Source organism: Methylophilus sp. DMC16, from assembly GCF_056314045.1.
Genome location: NZ_JBQUZC010000001.1, coordinates 160,934 through 178,343, shown reverse-complemented (window position 1 = coordinate 178,343; position 17,410 = coordinate 160,934). Strand labels below are relative to the sequence as shown.

General features: G+C 52.2%; 16 protein-coding genes. 10 read left to right on the top strand and 6 right to left on the bottom strand.

What is annotated here, in order from left to right:
• Positions 1–11: 11 nt before the first annotated feature.
• Positions 12–1,208, bottom strand: a complete 1,197-nt coding sequence (locus ACT53D_RS00855) for a porin (protein ID WP_476154036.1) — start codon at positions 1,206–1,208, stop codon at positions 12–14.
• A gap of 158 nt (positions 1,209–1,366) precedes the next feature.
• Between ACT53D_RS00855 and ACT53D_RS00850 the strand changes: the two genes are divergently transcribed.
• From ACT53D_RS00850 to rpoH, 3 genes are all read left to right on the top strand, one after another.
• On the top strand, positions 1,367–1,993 hold the full coding sequence (locus tag ACT53D_RS00850; RefSeq protein WP_476154034.1) for a hypothetical protein: 627 nt from the start codon (positions 1,367–1,369) through the stop codon (positions 1,991–1,993).
• A 356-nt stretch (positions 1,994–2,349) separates the two neighbouring features.
• Positions 2,350–2,799, top strand: coding sequence for a hypothetical protein (locus ACT53D_RS00845; RefSeq protein WP_194748375.1), 450 nt, complete (start codon positions 2,350–2,352; stop codon positions 2,797–2,799).
• Positions 2,800–3,344: 545 nt separating this feature from the next.
• Positions 3,345–4,199, top strand: a complete 855-nt coding sequence (gene rpoH, locus ACT53D_RS00840; protein WP_194748485.1) for an RNA polymerase sigma factor RpoH — start codon at positions 3,345–3,347, stop codon at positions 4,197–4,199.
• An 87-nt stretch (positions 4,200–4,286) separates the two neighbouring features.
• On the opposite strand, the gene ACT53D_RS00835 is transcribed toward rpoH, so the two are convergent.
• Positions 4,287–6,242, bottom strand: coding sequence for a dynamin family protein (locus ACT53D_RS00835; protein WP_194748376.1), 1,956 nt, complete (start codon positions 6,240–6,242; stop codon positions 4,287–4,289).
• Positions 6,243–6,472: 230 nt separating this feature from the next.
• Here ACT53D_RS00835 and ACT53D_RS00830 point away from each other — a divergent pair, with 230 nt between their 5' ends.
• From ACT53D_RS00830 to ACT53D_RS00800, 7 genes are all read left to right on the top strand, one after another.
• Entirely contained in the window at positions 6,473–6,868 is a 396-nt protein-coding gene (locus tag ACT53D_RS00830) for a gamma-butyrobetaine hydroxylase family protein (RefSeq protein ID WP_476154032.1), read from the top strand.
• On the top strand, positions 6,852–7,619 hold the full coding sequence (ubiE, locus tag ACT53D_RS00825) for a bifunctional demethylmenaquinone methyltransferase/2-methoxy-6-polyprenyl-1,4-benzoquinol methylase UbiE (RefSeq protein ID WP_194748378.1): 768 nt from the start codon (positions 6,852–6,854) through the stop codon (positions 7,617–7,619). Before ACT53D_RS00830 ends, ubiE begins: the two co-directional genes overlap by 17 nt.
• A 4-nt stretch (positions 7,620–7,623) precedes the next feature.
• Positions 7,624–8,220: a ubiquinone biosynthesis accessory factor UbiJ gene (locus tag ACT53D_RS00820; protein ID WP_194748379.1), complete on the top strand. Its 597-nt coding sequence runs from the start codon at positions 7,624–7,626 to the stop codon at positions 8,218–8,220.
• Positions 8,220–9,767, top strand: coding sequence for a ubiquinone biosynthesis regulatory protein kinase UbiB (gene ubiB / locus ACT53D_RS00815; protein ID WP_476154030.1), 1,548 nt, complete (start codon positions 8,220–8,222; stop codon positions 9,765–9,767). The genes ACT53D_RS00820 and ubiB overlap by 1 nt, the downstream gene beginning before the upstream one ends.
• Positions 9,768–9,778: 11 nt before the next feature.
• On the top strand, positions 9,779–10,222 hold the full coding sequence (locus tag ACT53D_RS00810) for a DUF2147 domain-containing protein (protein WP_275356091.1): 444 nt from the start codon (positions 9,779–9,781) through the stop codon (positions 10,220–10,222).
• A 137-nt stretch (positions 10,223–10,359) separates the two neighbouring features.
• Positions 10,360–11,826, top strand: a complete 1,467-nt coding sequence (locus ACT53D_RS00805; RefSeq protein WP_476154029.1) for a high affinity choline transporter 1 — start codon at positions 10,360–10,362, stop codon at positions 11,824–11,826.
• Between the two features lie 155 nt (positions 11,827–11,981).
• Positions 11,982–13,433, top strand: coding sequence for a sensor domain-containing diguanylate cyclase (locus tag ACT53D_RS00800; RefSeq protein WP_194748383.1), 1,452 nt, complete (start codon positions 11,982–11,984; stop codon positions 13,431–13,433).
• Between the two features lie 10 nt (positions 13,434–13,443).
• On the opposite strand, the gene mutM is transcribed toward ACT53D_RS00800, so the two are convergent.
• Genes mutM through ACT53D_RS00780 form a run of 4 tightly spaced genes read right to left on the bottom strand, consistent with a single transcriptional unit; the run spans position 13,444 to position 17,398 of the window.
• Positions 13,444–14,298, bottom strand: a complete 855-nt coding sequence (gene mutM / locus ACT53D_RS00795; protein ID WP_476154028.1) for a bifunctional DNA-formamidopyrimidine glycosylase/DNA-(apurinic or apyrimidinic site) lyase — start codon at positions 14,296–14,298, stop codon at positions 13,444–13,446.
• A gap of 1 nt (position 14,299) precedes the next feature.
• Positions 14,300–15,196, bottom strand: coding sequence for a DUF4340 domain-containing protein (locus tag ACT53D_RS00790; protein WP_194748385.1), 897 nt, complete (start codon positions 15,194–15,196; stop codon positions 14,300–14,302).
• Between the two features lie 33 nt (positions 15,197–15,229).
• The gene (locus ACT53D_RS00785) at positions 15,230–16,624 is read right to left on the bottom strand and encodes a GldG family protein (RefSeq protein ID WP_194748386.1); all 1,395 of its coding nucleotides are present in this window, start codon (positions 16,622–16,624) and stop codon (positions 15,230–15,232) included.
• 30 nt (positions 16,625–16,654) lie between these two features.
• A complete protein-coding gene (locus ACT53D_RS00780) occupies positions 16,655–17,398 on the bottom strand; it encodes an ABC transporter permease (protein WP_194748387.1) in 744 nt (247 codons plus the stop codon).
• Between the last annotated feature and the right edge of the window lie 12 nt (positions 17,399–17,410).

Below are 17,410 nucleotides of genomic sequence, written 5' to 3'. Positions count from 1 at the left end.
TAAGGTGTTGATTAGAACTGCATCTGCAGGGCGACTTTGACGAAGTTCGCGCTGGAGGTTGTCGAGGTGTCCTCTTTGCCATAAGTAGCAGTCAAGGTAGCGTTGTATGGTGCAATCACGTAATTGGTACCGACTTCAAAGCGCTTGCTGCTGCCGCTACCAGAAGTATTGGTAAAGGTTGATGCACTAGACACAGTGGCAGCACTGTAGCTCGTCACACCATCCGCATTAAATTTCTGGTAGCGGATAATCGGCATGAATTTGCCCCAACCAATTTGCTCCTGGAACAGGTAACCCAAACCAGCAGAGAAGGCATGACCTTGCTCACCCTTGAACACGTTATCGGTATCGTAGTAGTAGTACGCCGCTTCAGCTGAGAAAGTACCAGGGCCTACATCTTTTTTCTCTAACAGGAAATCCACGCTGTAGGCTTTGTAATCGCCCACCACATTTGCTGCACTCACAGACCCGTCTTTTTTGTAACGTCCAGCTACACCAATCGCCAAGATGTCTTTGGCACCAAAGTAGTTACCAGTACCATAGTAGCCAGGCTCTGCATCCCAGAAGTCATATTGCACACGACCGGCATACATCAGGTTGTCTTTGCTGGTTGAAGATTGTGACTGTGCGCCTACACCACTAAAGCGGAAAATCTGGTTGCCTTCAAATGCACCGAAAGACACGGCCAAGTGATCCTCAAGGAAACTGGAAACAACCGCCACACCTTCATCACGGCCAATCACGCCACCGTTCCAGCCATAACGTGAAGCAATGTTGGCCCAGTAGCCACCACCCATAGAGTAGTAAGGACCTGCCATGTTGGCACGGTCACTTGGGGACAGAAAACGACCTGCCCAGATGGCCACTTCAGGGGTTAATTGGAATTGCACGTTGGCATCAATTACTTCGACGTTAGAACCTGCTGAACCGCCACCAGATTTTTCTGTATTCAACATGCCTTTGATATACTTGTTAAAGGAACCAGACAAATATAAACGGGCACTGTCCAATTTGAAGTCATTGGAGCGATCACTGCCTCCGTTGACAGCATCTTCCACAGAGTTGTAGCTACTGATAAAGCCGAAACCAACACCAATATACTTATCTTCGCCAAAGTTGATTGTTGCACCCGCATTTGCCAGTTGTGCACCCAGGCCACAAGCCATTGCTACCGCAGTATGCAAGGCACATTTTTTCAAGTTCATCATCTAAGTTCCCTTTCTCGTTAAATTCAAATCACAGTTGATCAAAACTTGCGCTCAGCTTAACGAGAGGGGGGTGTAGGACAAATACGTCAATTTGCGTAGTGGCGAGGGCGTGAAAAGCCCGCTAGACTGCGCATAACAAATCACGAACAGGACTCGCAATGCGTCTTTTAACTTACCTATTAACAACCGCCTTATTGGCAGGGTGTGGCCAGATTTCTTACAAGCAAGGCGGCAACCAGCAGGACATCGAACGGGCGCACCAAGCCTGCCGTGGCAGCGGCGATCAGCTCTCGGCATGCCTGGCCGAGCATGGTTGGAAAAAACCCAAGCTAGATGCGTTTGATCCTTTATTTGCAACCATAGAGGCTTCGGATAACCGCGGTGGCATGCAAAGCAAGCCCAGTCCTTTTATAGACTTATCCAAAGAGAATGCCGCGAAAGCGCAAGCTGCCGCTGTTGCAAAAAAACCACAAGCGAGCCCTGCAGCAACCAGTGCCGCCTCCGACCCAGCCAGCTCGGCAGCCTTAACGCCAGCGAACGACGCACCTGAATCAGCCCCTGCTGCGCCACACAGCACAGTGAATGACGGTCCCGATGTAGCGTATTCGATCAATTCATGGTGGAAAATGGGGGCTTTCCCTAACCAGCTATCCCGTGACCAAGCCAGCTGCGAGAAAAAGCTGGGAGCAAACTACCTGCCTGATTACAAGACACAGACTTTTAAACGTGCGTTTGTCTCCTGTATGCATGACTTGGGCTGGATGGCCGTACGCAATGTGAAGTAAAAAATTGCTTGCCAGTCGCCGTCCGTCAATCGGATGGCGCCATTGGCAGGCACGCGAGGCTGTCAATGGAGACCACTTTACACACGCGCCAAGACAGAAGCATCACAAGCCAGAAATTAACAAGCTATTGATTTAACCATCTCATCTGCCCAGGTGCCCTGACCTGAGCCTGTTGATCCGCCCCATGCCATTAGTTCTCTCAAAAATCATTCATCATAAAACCCAGGCAATGACTGTCAGCACCCTCTGACAACGCTATCAGAATAATCAGACTGCTCTGCGGGGCATAGCCTTTCTAAAATCCGCCTATGCAAATCAATCTGCATTTTTCTGAAACAGATAGAAAGAAGGTAACCATGCTCAGAATACTCATGGCAGGTGCATTATGTTGGACAATTGCCCTGGCCACGACCGCAGAAGCCGGTGTCGCGGTCAGCGTGGGGCAACCCGGCTTTTACGGCCAGATAGTCCTCGGTGATGCTTATCCAGTGCCGCAAGTGGTCTACCCGCAACCCGTGATTATCCAGCCACCACCGGTGGCCGTGGTGCAGCCCCCCATGTATCTGCATGTACCGCCCGGCCATATGAAGCGCTGGGCACGCTATTGCGGTGGCTATGGCGCTTGTGGTCGTCAGGTCTATTTTGTCCAGGATGGCTGGTATCAGAATGTTTATGTGCCACATTACCGGGCACATCCTGGTCCACCTGGGCCTGGTCCCGGTTGGGATCACTGGCATGATGGCCCACCAGGGCCAGGAGGCAGACCTGGCGGCCCGGGACGTGGCCATGGTCACGGCAGGGATTAATCTGAAACCATTCAATACCGTGAGCCTGATGACAGACCGGATACTGTAAGCACAATGTCAGCCAAACCGATTATGATGCTTTATCCTTTATCAGGCTCAGCACATTGCTGTGCCGCGATGAAGGATAAAGCACGCATGCGTAACAAGCGGCGATGCCCCACCCAACATCACAACGGATTGCAGTGACTGGCTTCAAGCGGTAACTATTAAGGTTCAGCTTCATGCAACCGGTTCTGCGCCTTGTGTTGCATAGGATCCAATAAGTTGCACAACATATTTACCCCACTGCCCCATGCCCTTGCTAACGTCAGTATTGCCTGCCCGCCATATGAATATCCCCCCATTATCCCGATCTCCCTGCCAACGCCTTCCGGCAGTGATTGACCCTCCAAAATTGAGGTTGAATTCCGGGTTTTATTCTGCTTTTCGAGCCGGATTTACTTTATAAAATACGATAGCCAGTTGGAACTTTGCCAGAGACTAGCACTCTCATACATTGAGTGCTAAAATTGTTTTAAATCTCTTTTGATACCAAGGAGTTTGTTATCAACGCTTTTACATTACCTGTCGTTGCATCGGCAGACAGCCTGGATAAATACCTGCAGACCATCAAGCAGTTTCCGGTGCTGACCGCTGAAGAAGAATACGGTTATGCGACCCGCCTGAAACAAAGCGGGGACCTTGAGGCTGCGCGTGCGCTGATTGTGTCGCACTTGCGTCTGGTCGCCAGCATTGCCCGTGGTTACAGCGGTTATGGCCTGCCCCAATCAGACCTGATCCAAGAGGGTAATATTGGCTTGATGAAAGCAGTTAAACGCTTTGATCCCGATCGCGGTGTGCGTCTGGTTTCTTTTGCCATGCACTGGATCAAGGCTGAAATTCATGAGTATATTGTGCGGAACTGGCGCTTGGTCAAGACCGCCACCACCAAAGCGCAACGCAAGCTGTTCTTTAACTTGCGCAGCATGAAAAATGGGTTTGAGACCTTAAGTCAGGAAGATGTTCAACGCATTGCGACTGAACTCAATGTGAAACCAGAAGACGTGACCGAGATGGAATACCGCCTCAATGGTCAGGAAATCTCTCTGGATGCGCAAGTGGACGAGGATGGCGAAGAAGTGTACAGCCCAATCGCTTTTCTGGAGGATGAAGGTCCTGAACCTTCTACCTTGCTGGAAAACCTGCAGACTGAGCACATGCAGACAGAAGGCCTGAGCATGGCTTTGCAGCAGCTGGATGAGCGTAGTCGTCGTGTACTGCAAGCCCGCTGGCTGACCGAGGGCAATACGGCGACCTTGCATGATCTGGCCGCAGAATTTAGTGTTTCTGCTGAACGTATCCGCCAAATTGAGCAAAAGGCGATGCAAAAGATCAAAACCTATATGCTGGAAAGCAAATAAAAAAACGGGTGCCAGTCACCCGTTTTTTTTATGTTCGTGCTTCAGAGGTCTTACCTCTTCCCCCGAAAACTTGCCCTCAATCACCGCTTAGGCAGCTTTCACGACGACCTCTTCATGCATCAACGCCGTCATGGCTTTGGCATGCAAATGATCCAGATCAGCCAACTGCTGCCGAATAGAGAGTTCCACCTGCTCCAGGTCCGCAATACGCTCTTCCAGGGTATCGGTGGCCTGATAAATACGTTTGATACTTTCGACCCGGCGCTTGAGTTGCACATGATGCTCACGCATCTGGCTTTCCATAGGCGCCATCACGGCTTTAAGCCAGCTTTCCGTATCGCGGTTAGCGGCTTCATACTCGATAATGACATGGCTGGCCAGGGTCTCAAAGAATTTACTGGTCAGCGTCAGCTTTTCATGCGCAATCATGTTAAAGGTGGTATTGAACTGATCGCGGTAAATCGCTTCGAGTTTATTCAGGGCCTTGAGGTAACGTGAAGTGGAAAATGGGGGGGGCGACTTTTGCAACAGGCCATGTTCTTTGGAGAATTTTTCATACATGGCTTCCATCATTTTCTTGATCTCAAGCACATGCACGTCTGCATCCATCATCCGGCGCTTGAGGTCACTGAAAAAGTCATCCATGGCCTGACGCATGGTTTTGGTAAATGCGGCTTTCATCATGGTCTCACGCGTTTCACGCACCTTGTTCTTGAGTGCTGGCATGCCGAGATGGTGAAATAACTGGTTGGATTGCACGGAAAACACACTACGCAAAGCCTGGTAACGTTGCAAGCCGACTTCAAAATTAACCTTGTCCTGTTTCACCTTGCGCATCATCTGCGCAATCACGTCTTCATTTTTGCCTTGCAAGCAACGCAACTCGTCCGACTGGTCTAGCACGCTTTGCAGTCGTGTTTCCAGGGTCACCCGCGTTTGCTGCATCATGTCGTCAATCTCACCCTGCAGGCTCTCGCGCACAATTTCCTGTTTGGCCGGGATCAACTCATCCGAGAGATTTTTCTCCAGCTGCAACAAGCGGCTCTTTTGCAGCAAGGCCACATCACCTTTGACCTTGGCCAGCAAGCCTTTTTGGGCAGAGGTTGGCAAGATCTGGTCGCGAGACAAGCCCAGTAACTCAGCAGTATGTTGCAATTGACGATAAAGCTCAGCCTCCACCTCATCATCTGTCTTGAGCGGATCCCACAAGCCATCAATTTTGTTGAGCACCGCCATGCGGCCTTTTTGCTTCCAGCGTGCGCCACTAATATAACGGCGCCAGACTTCCATCTCGGATTTGGTAACCCCGGTATCCGCGCCGAGAATAAACAGCACGGCATGCGCATTCGGCAGCATGCTCATAGTTAACTCAGGCTCGGCACCGATGGCATTGAGGCCGGGCGTATCAAGGATTACCAAGCCCTGCTTGAGCAAGGGATGCGGGAAATTAATCATGGCATAGCGCCAGCATGGAATCTCCATCAGGCCATCTGCGCCGATCAACATGGCATCGTCAGAATTGTCAGGATGATACAAACCCAGCGACTGCGCCTCTTGCACTGTCACGCGACGGGTACGACTGACCTCCTTGAAGGCTTCAACCATGCTGTCGCGCGAATGGGCATCGAACTCCACCACAGACCAGGCTTGCGGCATGCGGCGATATTCAGTAATGGAAATCTGGTGGGTATTGGTTTCAATCGGCAGCAGTGACAGGCTAACGGGTTTGCCGGTGTCATAACGCAGTTCGGTGGGACACATGGTGGTACGGCCTGCACCGGATGGCAACAACCGGTGACCATACCCTGAAAAGAAAATGGCATTGATGAGCTCTGACTTGCCGCGCGAGAACTCTGCAACAAAAGCGACATTGAGCTTGTCTTCACGCAAGCGGTTGAGTTGCTGCTGTATGCGCTCATCTAACTGCACATCACTGAGCTGCTTGTCCGCAATCCAGCGTCGATACTCTCCCAGTACATCAGCAATCGATTGACGCCAGCGTGTGTACAAATCAAATTGTTGTGCCAGTCGGTTATTTTCCATAGGACCTGCTGCAATTTTATTAAGGTGACCTACTTGTTGTTATTTTTCTATAATCTAACATGAATTGTTAAAAGATCAAATAAATCATGCAAGTACAGCTATTAATTCACAAATAAAATGAATTATCAACCCTAACATGAAACATTTGCTTGCCATGCGGTAGATGCGCGCATCTGCTATCATGCGCAATATTCAAGTTAACGGCCCCAAACACGGTTTTCTTCAATCATATGAGCGGTCTAGATCCTGATTGCCCCATCCCTACCCTGATCCAACTGCATCAGGGCTCGCGCTTGCTGGAAATTCATTTCGATAACCAGACGGAATGCATGCTGTCATGCGAATTTTTACGTGTGTACTCGCCCTCTGCCGAGGTCCGCGGTCATGGCGCAGGCCAGGAAGTGCTGCAACTGGACAAGCAGGATGTGAACATCAGCGCCATTGAACCGGTTGGCCGCTATGCAATCAAACTGATCTTTGATGATGGTCATGATACCGGGCTGTATTCATGGGATTATCTGTATTATCTGGCACAACATTATGAAAGCCTGTGGCAAGACTACATCGCCAAACTCACCATGGCAGGCCATACGCGCAAGGAACCCAAGCATGCAATCCAACACTGAGCAGCAAAAAACCACCCACTTTGGCTTTGAAACCGTCGATGAACGGGAAAAACAGAAAAAAGTGGGCGAAGTCTTTCATTCGGTGGCACAAAAATACGACATCATGAATGATGTCATGTCTGCGGGCATGCATCGGCTGTGGAAACGCTTTGCCGTGGATGTCAGCGGCGTTGGGCAGGGTGACAAAGTACTCGATATTGCCGGCGGCAGTGGCGACCTGTCGCGCCTGTTTGCCAAAAAAGTGGCGACCCAGTCTCCCAGCAATCCCGGCACGGTCATTTTGACCGACATTAACGCCTCCATGCTGGGCGTGGGGCGTGACCGCATGATTGATGCCGGCCTGACCATTCCGGCCACCCAATGTAATGCCGAAGGACTGCCGTTTGCTGATGAAACCTTTGACTGTGTCATTGTGGCGTTTGGCCTGCGCAACATGACACATAAAGACGTTGCGCTCAAAGAAATGCAACGTGTGCTCAAGCGTGGCGGACGCCTGCTTGTGCTTGAGTTTTCCAAGGTTTGGCAACCACTGGAGAAACTTTACGACACCTACTCTTTCAAACTGCTGCCAAAGTTTGGTAAATGGATCGCCAACGATGAGCCCAGCTATCGCTATCTGGCAGAAAGCATCCGCATGCACCCTGACCAGGAAACCTTGAAACAGATGATGCATGCAGCAGGCTTTGAAAAAGTCGATTACTACAACCTGACTGCAGGCGTGGTCGCGCTGCACAAAGGCATCAAACTCTAACGCCATGTTCAAGCCCTTGATTCAATTCGTGCTGCAGCACTTGATGCAGCAAAACCGCTGGACCGCTCCCAGGTTACAGCCGTATGCGCACAGTCATCTTTGTCTAGACTTTAAAGTGGCCCGTGTCATGCTGACAGTGTTAAGCAATGGTGAGCTGGCAGTTGCAGGCGATACCGCCATGGCAGATGCCACCATTCACTTGCCGCCCAGCCTGGCCATGCGGCTACTGAGGCAAGATCCGCAGGCGCATAGCCTGATTAAAATTGATGGCGACAGTGCGCTAGGCATGGAAGTCGGCAAGATTCTGGCGGCCATCCGCTGGGATGTCGAAGAAGACTTGAGTAAAGTGGTCGGCGATGTGGCGGCTTTTGAAGTCGTCCAACTCGGTCAGCAAACCATGCAGCGCTTGCAGGGCCAGGCCAAAAACCTGGGAGAAATGCTGGTGGAATACTGGCAAGAAGAGCAGCCGTTACTGGCAAAAAAAGCCCGCATCACGCAATTTAACCAGGCCGTCGACCAGCTCAGGGAAGACACAGACCGCTTGCAGCAACGCGTAGAAAAACTGTTAGCTGCCAACGCCACTGCAGAAAGTCAGCCCTGATGCACTGGATACGCTTTTTTCACATTATCGGCATGCTGATCTGGTATCGGCTGGATATTTTCTTTGTCCGTGACAATCAACCAGGCCTGGGCTCGCGACTGCTCAACGGGTTGTTATTCTGGCGCCATGCGCCGGAGAAACGGGCCGTCCGCTTGCGCTTGGCCCTTGAAAAACTCGGCCCGATTTTCGTCAAGTTTGGCCAGATGCTGTCTACACGCCGCGACTTGCTGCCACCGGATGTGGCCGATGAACTGACCAAACTGCAGGATCAGGTGCCGCCATTTGCCTACGCTGAAGTGGAGCGTATTATTGAGCAGGCCTTTGACGCCCCGCTGACGACGGTCTATGCCGAGTTTAACGCGGTTCCGGTCGCAAGCGCTTCGGTGGCCCAGGTGCATTTTGCCAAACTGCATAGTGGCGAACAGGTAGCTGTTAAAGTGTTGCGTCCCAATATTGCCGCCATTATTCATAGAGACATCGCCTTACTCCGCACGCTAGCCTGGTGGGTCAAAAAACTCTCCAGTGAGGGGCGCCGTCTCAAGCCGGATGAAATGGTGAATGAATTTGCCCGCCACACCGAGCACGAGCTGGACCTGACCCTGGAAGCTGCACAGTGCGCACAGCTTGGCCGCAATTTCAGTGACCGCCGCCTACTGGTGCCTACGGTTTACTGGGACTATTCACGCAAGCAAGTGATGACCATGCAGCGTATGTTTGGCACGCCTGTCCGCGAAACCGCCACGTTGCAAGCCTATGGTATCAACCTGACCCAATTGGCTCACGAAGGCGTAGAGGTATTTTTTACGCAGGTATTCCGTGATGGTTTTTTTCATGCCGACATGCATCCGGGCAACATCCAGGTGGTGACCGCGGGGCCGGACAAAGGCAAATTCATTGCCCTGGATTTTGGCATCATGGGTAGCCTCACGCCTACCGACCAGTATTATCTGGCGCGGAACTTCCTCGCTTTTTTCAACCGTGACTACCGGGATGTGGCAGTGGCGCATATTGAGTCTGGCTGGGTGCCGGCAGATACCAATGTAGAAGCCCTCGAAACAGCCGTGCGCGCCATTTGCGAGCCGATCTTTGAAAAGCCGCTCAAGGAAATTTCATTTGGCCGCACCCTGCTCAGCCTGTTTCAGATGTCACGCCGCTTTGGCGTGAATATTCAGCCGCAACTGATTATGTTGCAAAAAACCCTGCTCAATATTGAAGGCCTGGGCCGTGAACTGGACCCGAATATCGACTTGTGGCAAAGCGCCAAACCATTTCTCAAACGCTGGATGAGCGAGCAGATCGGCTGGCGCAGCCTGCTTAAATCTGCAAAACGTGAGCTCCCCTATGTACTTGCCCATGCTGCAGAAATGCCGCGCCTGCTGGAGCAATATCTGCGCAATCAAAGCGAACTGGCCAAACAGCAAACCCATATTGATACCTTGCTAAACAGCCAGCACAAGCAAGCCACCTGGCAAAAATGGGCGACGATGGCCATTCTCGTGCTGGTATTGCTACAATTTGCCAGCTTGTTTTTACTGTTCACTCACTAAAGGAGTACTTGATGGCATCCCCCAAGAAGCTACTTGTTGCAGTATTGATGATGTTACCCATGGCCTTGCAGGCGGCCGACTTGAGCGGTCTATGGCAAACGACGGACGATAAAACCGGCAAACCTCGCTCACTGGTTCGCATTGCCGAATCCGGCGGGGAATACCATGCCGTTGTCGAAAAAGGCTTGCTAGCCACAGACACCGGCGATGCGGTGTGTGACAAATGTACCGACGAGCGTAGAGGGCAAAAAATCATAGGCATGACCATCGCCAAACACCTCAAAGCCGGTAGCAAGCCCCAAGTGTATGAAAATGGCGAGATTCTGGACCCGGAAAACGGCAAAACCTACCAATGTAAAATGACATTGAGCCCTAATGGCAACGAACTGGAGGTGCGTGGCTTTATCGGGATTTCACTGATTGGCCGTTCGCAAACCTGGAAACGGGTGGAGTAGTGGCTATCAAACGTGCAGATTTGTAAAAAAGGCCTGATTTTCGGGCCTTTTTTACTACAGCCAGATTGAGAACCCCTGTGTAGGCCAGGTTTTGTTTTAAAATCGGCGTTTTGCAACTGACTCAAGGGAAACGGACTGTGCTGATCTGGTTTGTGGTGGCGTACTTACTTGTCTCTATCGGGATAGGCCTGTTCGCTGCCAGGAATGTACATAGCACCAAGGATTATGCAGTCGCTGGCCGCCACTTACCCTTGCCGGTGGTGACCGCCACCGTATTTGCCACCTGGTTTGGCGCAGAAGCGGTCTTTGGCGTGTCCGCCACCTTTGTGCGTGAGGGCTTGACCGGGGTGGCCGCAGACCCGTTTGGCTCCAGCATGTGCCTGATTCTGGCCGGGATTTTTTTCTCCAGCCGCCTGTATAAACTCAACATTCTGACCTTGGGCGACTTTTACCGCATGCGCTACAACCGTAGCGTAGAGGTGCTGACCACCCTGGCCATCGTCGTCTCCTACATGGGCTGGGTAGCGGCACAGATCAAAGCCCTGGGCCTGATCTTTAACCTGATCAGTCATGGCGCCATTTCAGAGCAGGCAGGCATGATACTGGGGACGGCCATTGTCCTCACCTATACCACACTCGGCGGGATGTTGTCTGTGGCTATCCTGGATTTTGTACAGATGATCGTGGTCATTGGCGGCCTGCTGTTTATCGCTTATCTGGTTTCCGGCCAGACCGGCGGCATTGCGCCAGTCATTGCCCATGCGCGTGACGCGGGCAAGTTGCATTTTTTCCCGCAAAGCACAGACTGGAGCGTATGGCTGACCTTTATGGGAGGCTGGCTGACCATGATGCTGGGCTCTATCCCGCAACAAGATGTGTTTCAACGCATCACCTCGGCAAAAACCGGAAAAATCGCCTTGTGGGGCTCACTACTGGGTGCCAGTATTTATTTCTGCTTTACCTTCGTGCCCATGTTTATTGCCTATGCCGCAACACTGATAGACCCGGCGACTTTTGGCACCTTGGTCGCCACTGACTCGCAACGCGTGCTGCCGACGCTGGTGTTAACGCATACCCCCCTGCTGGCGCAGGCCATCTTCTTTGGGGCAGTGCTGTCTGCCATCATGAGCTGCTCTTCTGCCACCTTGCTCGCCCCCTCAGTCAGCTTTGCCGAAAACGTGGTCAAGGGCTTTATGCCACAGATGAGCGATCATCACTTCTTGCGCGTGATGCGCTTGTGCCTGGTCGGCTTTGCGGCCATGGTGTTGTTTTATGCCCTTAACTCTGAGCTGTCTATTTTTGGCATGGTAGAAAGCGCGTACAAGGTGACGCTGGCCGGGGCCTTTGTACCACTGCTGTTTGGTGCGTTTTGGAAGCGTGCCACCAGCCAGGGGGCGCTGGCTGCCATTTTACTGGGCATTACCAGCTGGATCCTGATAGAGGTGATGGTCAAGGACAGCCTGATTCCGGCACAATTGATCGGTCTCATGGTCAGTACCGTCGCCATGGTCATCGGCTCCCTGTTACCACAAAAACTGGGCGGCACGCCTGCCCCTGCCGCTGGCTACTTACATGAACATGCTGCCAGATCCCATCCGCACTAGCCTCGCCAGGCACCATGGTGAATCATTCATGCCAATTGTATGAATACGGCATTAAAAAGCGGACTATTCAGCCGAACAGCAGAATGGGGATTTTGTGATAATCCACAGTTAACTCAGCCTTTGGCTGTTCAAGCATCTTCAGGTCATTGGTCGTTATGGTCGTAAACAAGCGTTTCTATACCGTTATTCTCAGCGCGATCGTGCTGGCGGGGTTTGTGGCGACCAGCCTGATCGGCTATTTCGTGGCCAAGGACTCGCTGACTGAGCGCTTGGAGCAGGAAATGCTGCCGCTGACCAGCGACAATATCTACTCTGAAATCCAGCGCGACCTGCTGCAACCCTTGCTGATCTCTTCGCTGATGGCGAATGACGTATTTGTGTTTGACTGGGTCAATGATGGTGAGCAGGATGCCAGCAAAATGACCAGTTACCTGGCACAAATCCAGAAAAAATATAACACCATCACGGCATTCTTTGTCTCTGACAGTTCGCTGAACTACTACCACCCCACCGGCGTGATCAAGCGGGTTTCACGAAGTAATCCGGACGACAGCTGGTATTTCACGGCCAAAGATTCACCGCATCCTTATGTCATCAATATTGACCGCGATACCGCTGACCACAAACGCCTCAGCATTTTCGTCAATTACCGTATCGAAGATAAATCCGGCAAATTTATTGGCGTGATCGGTGTCGGCCTGTCGTTGCAGACGGTGGTCGAACTGATAGAAAACTACCAGAAACGCTATGGGCGCGAAATTTATTTCGTCAATCGCCAGGGCGAGGTAATGCTGCAAAGCAGTCATTACCACTCCGAGTTACACTTGCAAAACAAGTCTGGCCTAGACAAAGCGTTTTTGAAAGTGCTGACCTCCCCCAGCGCATCATTCTCATTCAAAGCCAACAATGGCAGCATGCTTTATCTCAATAGCCGTCTGGTGCCCGAGTTTGACTGGTATCTGATTGTGGAGCAAGTGAACGACCCAAGCTCGGAGCGTATTGAAACCGCGTTTATGATTAACCTGGCCGTGGCGCTGGTGATTAGTGCCATTGTGTTGTTCCTCGCCCATGTCGCAGTGCGCGGTTACCACGACAAACTGGAGACCATGGCCACGCAGGATAAACTGACCGGTGTCACCAGTCGCCAGGTATTTGAGTTTTACTTCAAGCAGGCCGTGGCCCGCCGCAAGCGCCGCGATGAAGCCTTGTCGCTGGTTCTGATTGATATTGACCTGTTCAAGCAGGTGAATGACACCTATGGCCACGAAGCGGGTGACCGTGTGCTGTCTCGCGTGGCACAACTGATCAAATCGCATGTGCGCGAAGAGGATGTGGTGTGCCGTTGGGGCGGTGAGGAATTTTTACTGTTGCTGTCGGGATGCAATATGCAGCATGCGCGCGACATCACCGAGTTGATCCGTTCCGCGGTGGCCGGATTGCAGTTTCACTTTAGCAACCAGGTGGTACATATCACGGTGAGTGCTGGCGTGGCCGAGATGCACAATGATGAAACGCTGGGACAAGTGGTTGAACGGGCTGACCATCATTTGTATGCCGCCAAACGCGCCGGGCGCAACTGCATCCGGCCAGATACGGATGAAGCCTAAGGCTGCTTGATCAAGGCTTCATCAAGCCCAGATCCGCTGGTCTGGGCTGACAATGCGCACAATAGAACGTTGAACGTTGCCCCAGGCGGATATTCTGAATCGGGCGGGCGCATATACGGCAGGGCTCTCCGGTGCGTCCATAGACCGTATAGGTCTGCTGGAAATAGCCTGGATTGCCGTCTGCGCCAAAAAAATCGCGCAAACTACTGCCCCCCGCCGCGAGTGCCGACTGCAACGTCGCCTTGATTTCTTGTACCAGCAAGGCACACTGCGCCTCGGTCAACGCTTTGGCAGGCGTTTCGGGATGAATCCGGGCACGGAAGAGTGATTCACTCGCATAAATATTGCCGACCCCAACCACCAGATGTCCATCCATGATAGTGGTCTTGATCGGCGCATTGCGCGTGCGTAATTGCTGGTAGAGATATTGGGCGTTAAATCCAGCCTCAAGCGGCTCCGGTCCGAGACGGTTCAGCAGCGCATGTTGCAGTGGATCCTGCCCCAGCCACAACACGGCACCAAATCGGCGCGGATCACGCAAACGGATCACCCGGCCATCGGTAAAGCGGATATCAAAGTGATCATGTTTTTCTGCAGGGAAATCGCGCTCTAGCAGGCACAGGCGGCCAGACATGCCCAAGTGTAATAACAACACGCCCGCGGTCGTATCGGTGCCGATCTCGGCAAGAATATATTTTGCCCGGCGCGTCAGCTTGAACAAGCGCTGCCCTTGCAGGTGCTGCGGCAAGTCGGCAGGAATCGGCCAGCGCAGGCCGTGATGGCGTATGGTGACCTGTTCAATCAACGCGCCCTCCACCGGCAACAAGCCGCGGCGCGTGACCTCAACCTCAGGTAATTCAGGCATGCTATTTCTGGAGATTGATGGGCGGGTTCACCATGGTAAAGCCCGTGTCGTTACTAAAGTGATAAATAATGCCTTCATCCGGACGTGCCAGTTGGTACTCAGGGGATTCCTGCAATTTTTCAAAGTGGATTTTCTTGCCATCCCGCAGCAACACCTCAAAAGAAGGATAAGTTTGCTTGCGGTCTGGGGTGTAAAACTCGACCGAGACCGCCTGCGCCTGCACCCAGCTAAAATCCATCCACTCATTCAACTCATTTTGCGTGGGTTTGGCCTTGGGGTCATTCACCGCCCACTTGCCGTCAGTCGCCAGTTGCACTTTCAAGGCATTTGCTTCCCACTGCTCCAGATGCGCCAGGTCAAAGCCAGCCAACTGTTTGCGCTCAGCGGGTGCCAAAGGCATTTTATCGACCATCTCAATCGGTTGGGTAGACGCGGCCTCGCTATACTGACCAGCCAGTAAATACACCTGTCCGGCATAGCCCACATACTGCTCCTCGGTTACCGGATTATAGGTGCCAAAACTAAAAACCTGGTCGCCTTTGGCGCCGGACAGCGTCAGCTTCAGCACGGGCTGATCCAGACCATATTTAGACGCATCCTGTAGTGGCAACCTGGTGGCCGTGGTAGCGGCGATAATCGAAATGATGCGCTGAACCGAGGCCTGGTCGGCACGCGCCGCATAGGGTTTACGCATCATCCAGTAGCCATTCTGCTTTTCAAAGACCGTGGGCGCTTTGGCCGGAAATTCGGCTTTGACGGCATCAAAGTCTGCCATCTTGAGCGTGGAGACTTCAAACTTGGCCGCGGGCGCCTGCGCTTGCGGTTGCAAATGCAAAAACACCGCAATGCCCACCACCACTGCCAGTAACAACAGATTCAATAACCATCTTTTTTTCATGACTGACCTACTCCACCCTCAGCTCACCAGGCATTAAGCCTTGCGGCGTCTCCACCACAAGAACAAACCTGCCACAAACAACCCGACCGGAATGAAATACTGGAAGGCATGAAAGACGCTCCAGGCCACCAGCCGTCCCTGATCAGTGGCGGGAATCGTGACGTTGATATCCTTGAGCGGCATCGGCTGAATGGTGATCAAACGGTCATCGCCTGCCAGCCAGTTGATAATATTGATGCCCAAATCGAGATTGCCGCCGTTGGTGATAAAGGTATTGGCCAGGAAGTTGGCATTGCCTATCACCACGACGCGCTGGCCTTTTTTGCCATATTGGCGCTCTAACGCCACGCCCACATTGATCGGACCGGCTTTATCCTTGCCTTGATCAAAGCGCACCTTGAGGTTCTGTGCTCCGGCAGGAATCTTGTCTGACTCCAGCCAGCCATTCGGTGCCACATCAATCAGGCGCCCGACCTTCCAGCCCAGATCATCCGAGGCCTGGCCATCGACTTCATGCGCTTCCGGGAACACGGTACGCAGCATAAAGTTGCGGGTGATCGGATGATCGCCATACAGGCTGGCAAACGCCATTTTCGGATCGGCACCATACTGCTCGGCAGCGCGGTCAACCACAATACCCGCAGACACTTTGATACCCAGATAGTCAGCCACTTCTTGCAAGCCATGCAGATTATCGTCATCCAGCAGCCACAACACGTTACCGCCTGCCTCAATATACGCTTTGATTTTTTTGGCCTCTACCGCAGAAATATCCACTTGCGGTGCCGCAATCACCAGCATGGCGCCATTGGCGGGCACGTCCTGGGCAATAGTCAGATCCGGGTTGGCAAACTTGAAGCCCTTGCTTTCCAGTTGCTTGCCAAACTCACCCAAATCATGATTCTTGACGCCTTGCAGCAGACGCTCACCATGGCCATCCAGATACATGACCGGCTGGTTGTTGGTACGCGACAGGCGCACCAGCAAATTGGTCATTTCCTGCTCGGCAAACGGTGGCGTGATATGTTCACTGCGCTTGTTGTATTCGACGATGGTTTCACCGTCAACTTTTACCCCGGCCTCCTGCGCCATCTTGGGCTCTTCAGACGGGTTGATAAACTTGATGAATACATTTTTCTTTTCGCGCTGGTAGCGTGCAACAAAATCCAGCATGCCTTTACGGAAAGTGTCGCCGTTATTGGCGTCATCATTGGTGGCAAACACGGTGATATTGATGTCGCCATCCATCTGCTTGAGCACATTGACACTGCCCTGGGTCAGGATGTTGCGGTTGGCCTGGGTAATATCCTTGGCCCAGCGATATTGGCTGGACAAGTAGCCCAACATCACCACCAGCGCCAGAAACACCAGCACAAACATCCAGTTTTGTGCCAGCAACTGCCATCTAAACTTACTGTTAATTTTCATAGTGCTTTCAAACTCGACAACAACGCGGGCTTAGCCGCGCAAACGATCTGCATCCAGACGACGGATCGTCAGGGTAATAAAGGTAAGGATAAACAAGCCAAAATAGGCCAGGTCAGCCGTATCAATCAAGCCACCGGCAAATGACTGAAAATGTCGCATCAACGAAAACTTGAGCATGGTGCTGGTTGGGTCGCCGGCAAAAAAGCGGTCCAGAATCATGAGCACAAACAAGGCAATAAAGCTCAAAATGCCGGCAATGATCGGCTGTGCCGTCAAGCTGGAAAAATACAGACCCAACGCAGCAAAGCTGGAGACCAGCAGCAACAGCCCCAGCGAGTTGGCAAAAATATAGCCAAAATCAATATCTGACCAGATATTCAAGGTTGTCAGCATCACGCCGATGTAAACCACCAGAATGCTCAGGAACACCACCAGGCCTAAAAACTTGCCCATCACAATTTCGCTGATGGACAACGGCGCGCTGAACAAAAATGGCAGTGTCTGGCTGCGGCGCTCCTCTGAAATCAGGCGCATGGAAAGCAAAGGCACGGCAAATAACATAATGAAGGAGGCCAGGCCGTAGACAGTTTGCCCAACAAACTGTGTGACCCCAATCCGCTCAGCCGGACGGATGGAGCCGGACATGACTTCAAAGTAGTTATTCACGCCATTCAGGTAGTAGGTGCCAAACGAAAACGTCAGCAGGGCCAGAATAATCCACCCCATGGGCGAGGCGAACATACTCTTGAGTTCTTTTCTTGCAATATTCAACATACTTTATGCTCT

Excerpts from the sequence above, each read along its gene's own strand:
- ACT53D_RS00830 (WP_476154032.1), top strand. The coding sequence starts at position 6,473 with ATGAGCGGTCTAGATCCTGATTGCCCCATCCCTACCCTGATCCAACTG.
- mutM (WP_476154028.1), bottom strand. The coding sequence starts at position 14,298 with ATGCCTGAATTACCTGAGGTTGAGGTCACGCGCCGCGGCTTGTTGCCG.
- ACT53D_RS00785 (WP_194748386.1), bottom strand. The coding sequence starts at position 16,624 with ATGAAAATTAACAGTAAGTTTAGATGGCAGTTGCTGGCACAAAACTGG.
- ACT53D_RS00845 (WP_194748375.1), top strand. The coding sequence starts at position 2,350 with ATGCTCAGAATACTCATGGCAGGTGCATTATGTTGGACAATTGCCCTG.
- ubiE (WP_194748378.1), top strand. The coding sequence starts at position 6,852 with ATGCAATCCAACACTGAGCAGCAAAAAACCACCCACTTTGGCTTTGAA.
- ACT53D_RS00835 (WP_194748376.1), bottom strand. The coding sequence starts at position 6,242 with ATGGAAAATAACCGACTGGCACAACAATTTGATTTGTACACACGCTGG.
- ACT53D_RS00820 (WP_194748379.1), top strand. The coding sequence starts at position 7,624 with ATGTTCAAGCCCTTGATTCAATTCGTGCTGCAGCACTTGATGCAGCAA.
- ACT53D_RS00790 (WP_194748385.1), bottom strand. The coding sequence starts at position 15,196 with ATGAAAAAAAGATGGTTATTGAATCTGTTGTTACTGGCAGTGGTGGTG.
- ACT53D_RS00780 (WP_194748387.1), bottom strand. The coding sequence starts at position 17,398 with ATGTTGAATATTGCAAGAAAAGAACTCAAGAGTATGTTCGCCTCGCCC.
- ACT53D_RS00855 (WP_476154036.1), bottom strand. The coding sequence starts at position 1,208 with ATGATGAACTTGAAAAAATGTGCCTTGCATACTGCGGTAGCAATGGCT.
- ubiB (WP_476154030.1), top strand. The coding sequence starts at position 8,220 with ATGCACTGGATACGCTTTTTTCACATTATCGGCATGCTGATCTGGTAT.
- ACT53D_RS00850 (WP_476154034.1), top strand. The coding sequence starts at position 1,367 with ATGCGTCTTTTAACTTACCTATTAACAACCGCCTTATTGGCAGGGTGT.
- ACT53D_RS00800 (WP_194748383.1), top strand. The coding sequence starts at position 11,982 with ATGGTCGTAAACAAGCGTTTCTATACCGTTATTCTCAGCGCGATCGTG.
- ACT53D_RS00810 (WP_275356091.1), top strand. The coding sequence starts at position 9,779 with ATGGCATCCCCCAAGAAGCTACTTGTTGCAGTATTGATGATGTTACCC.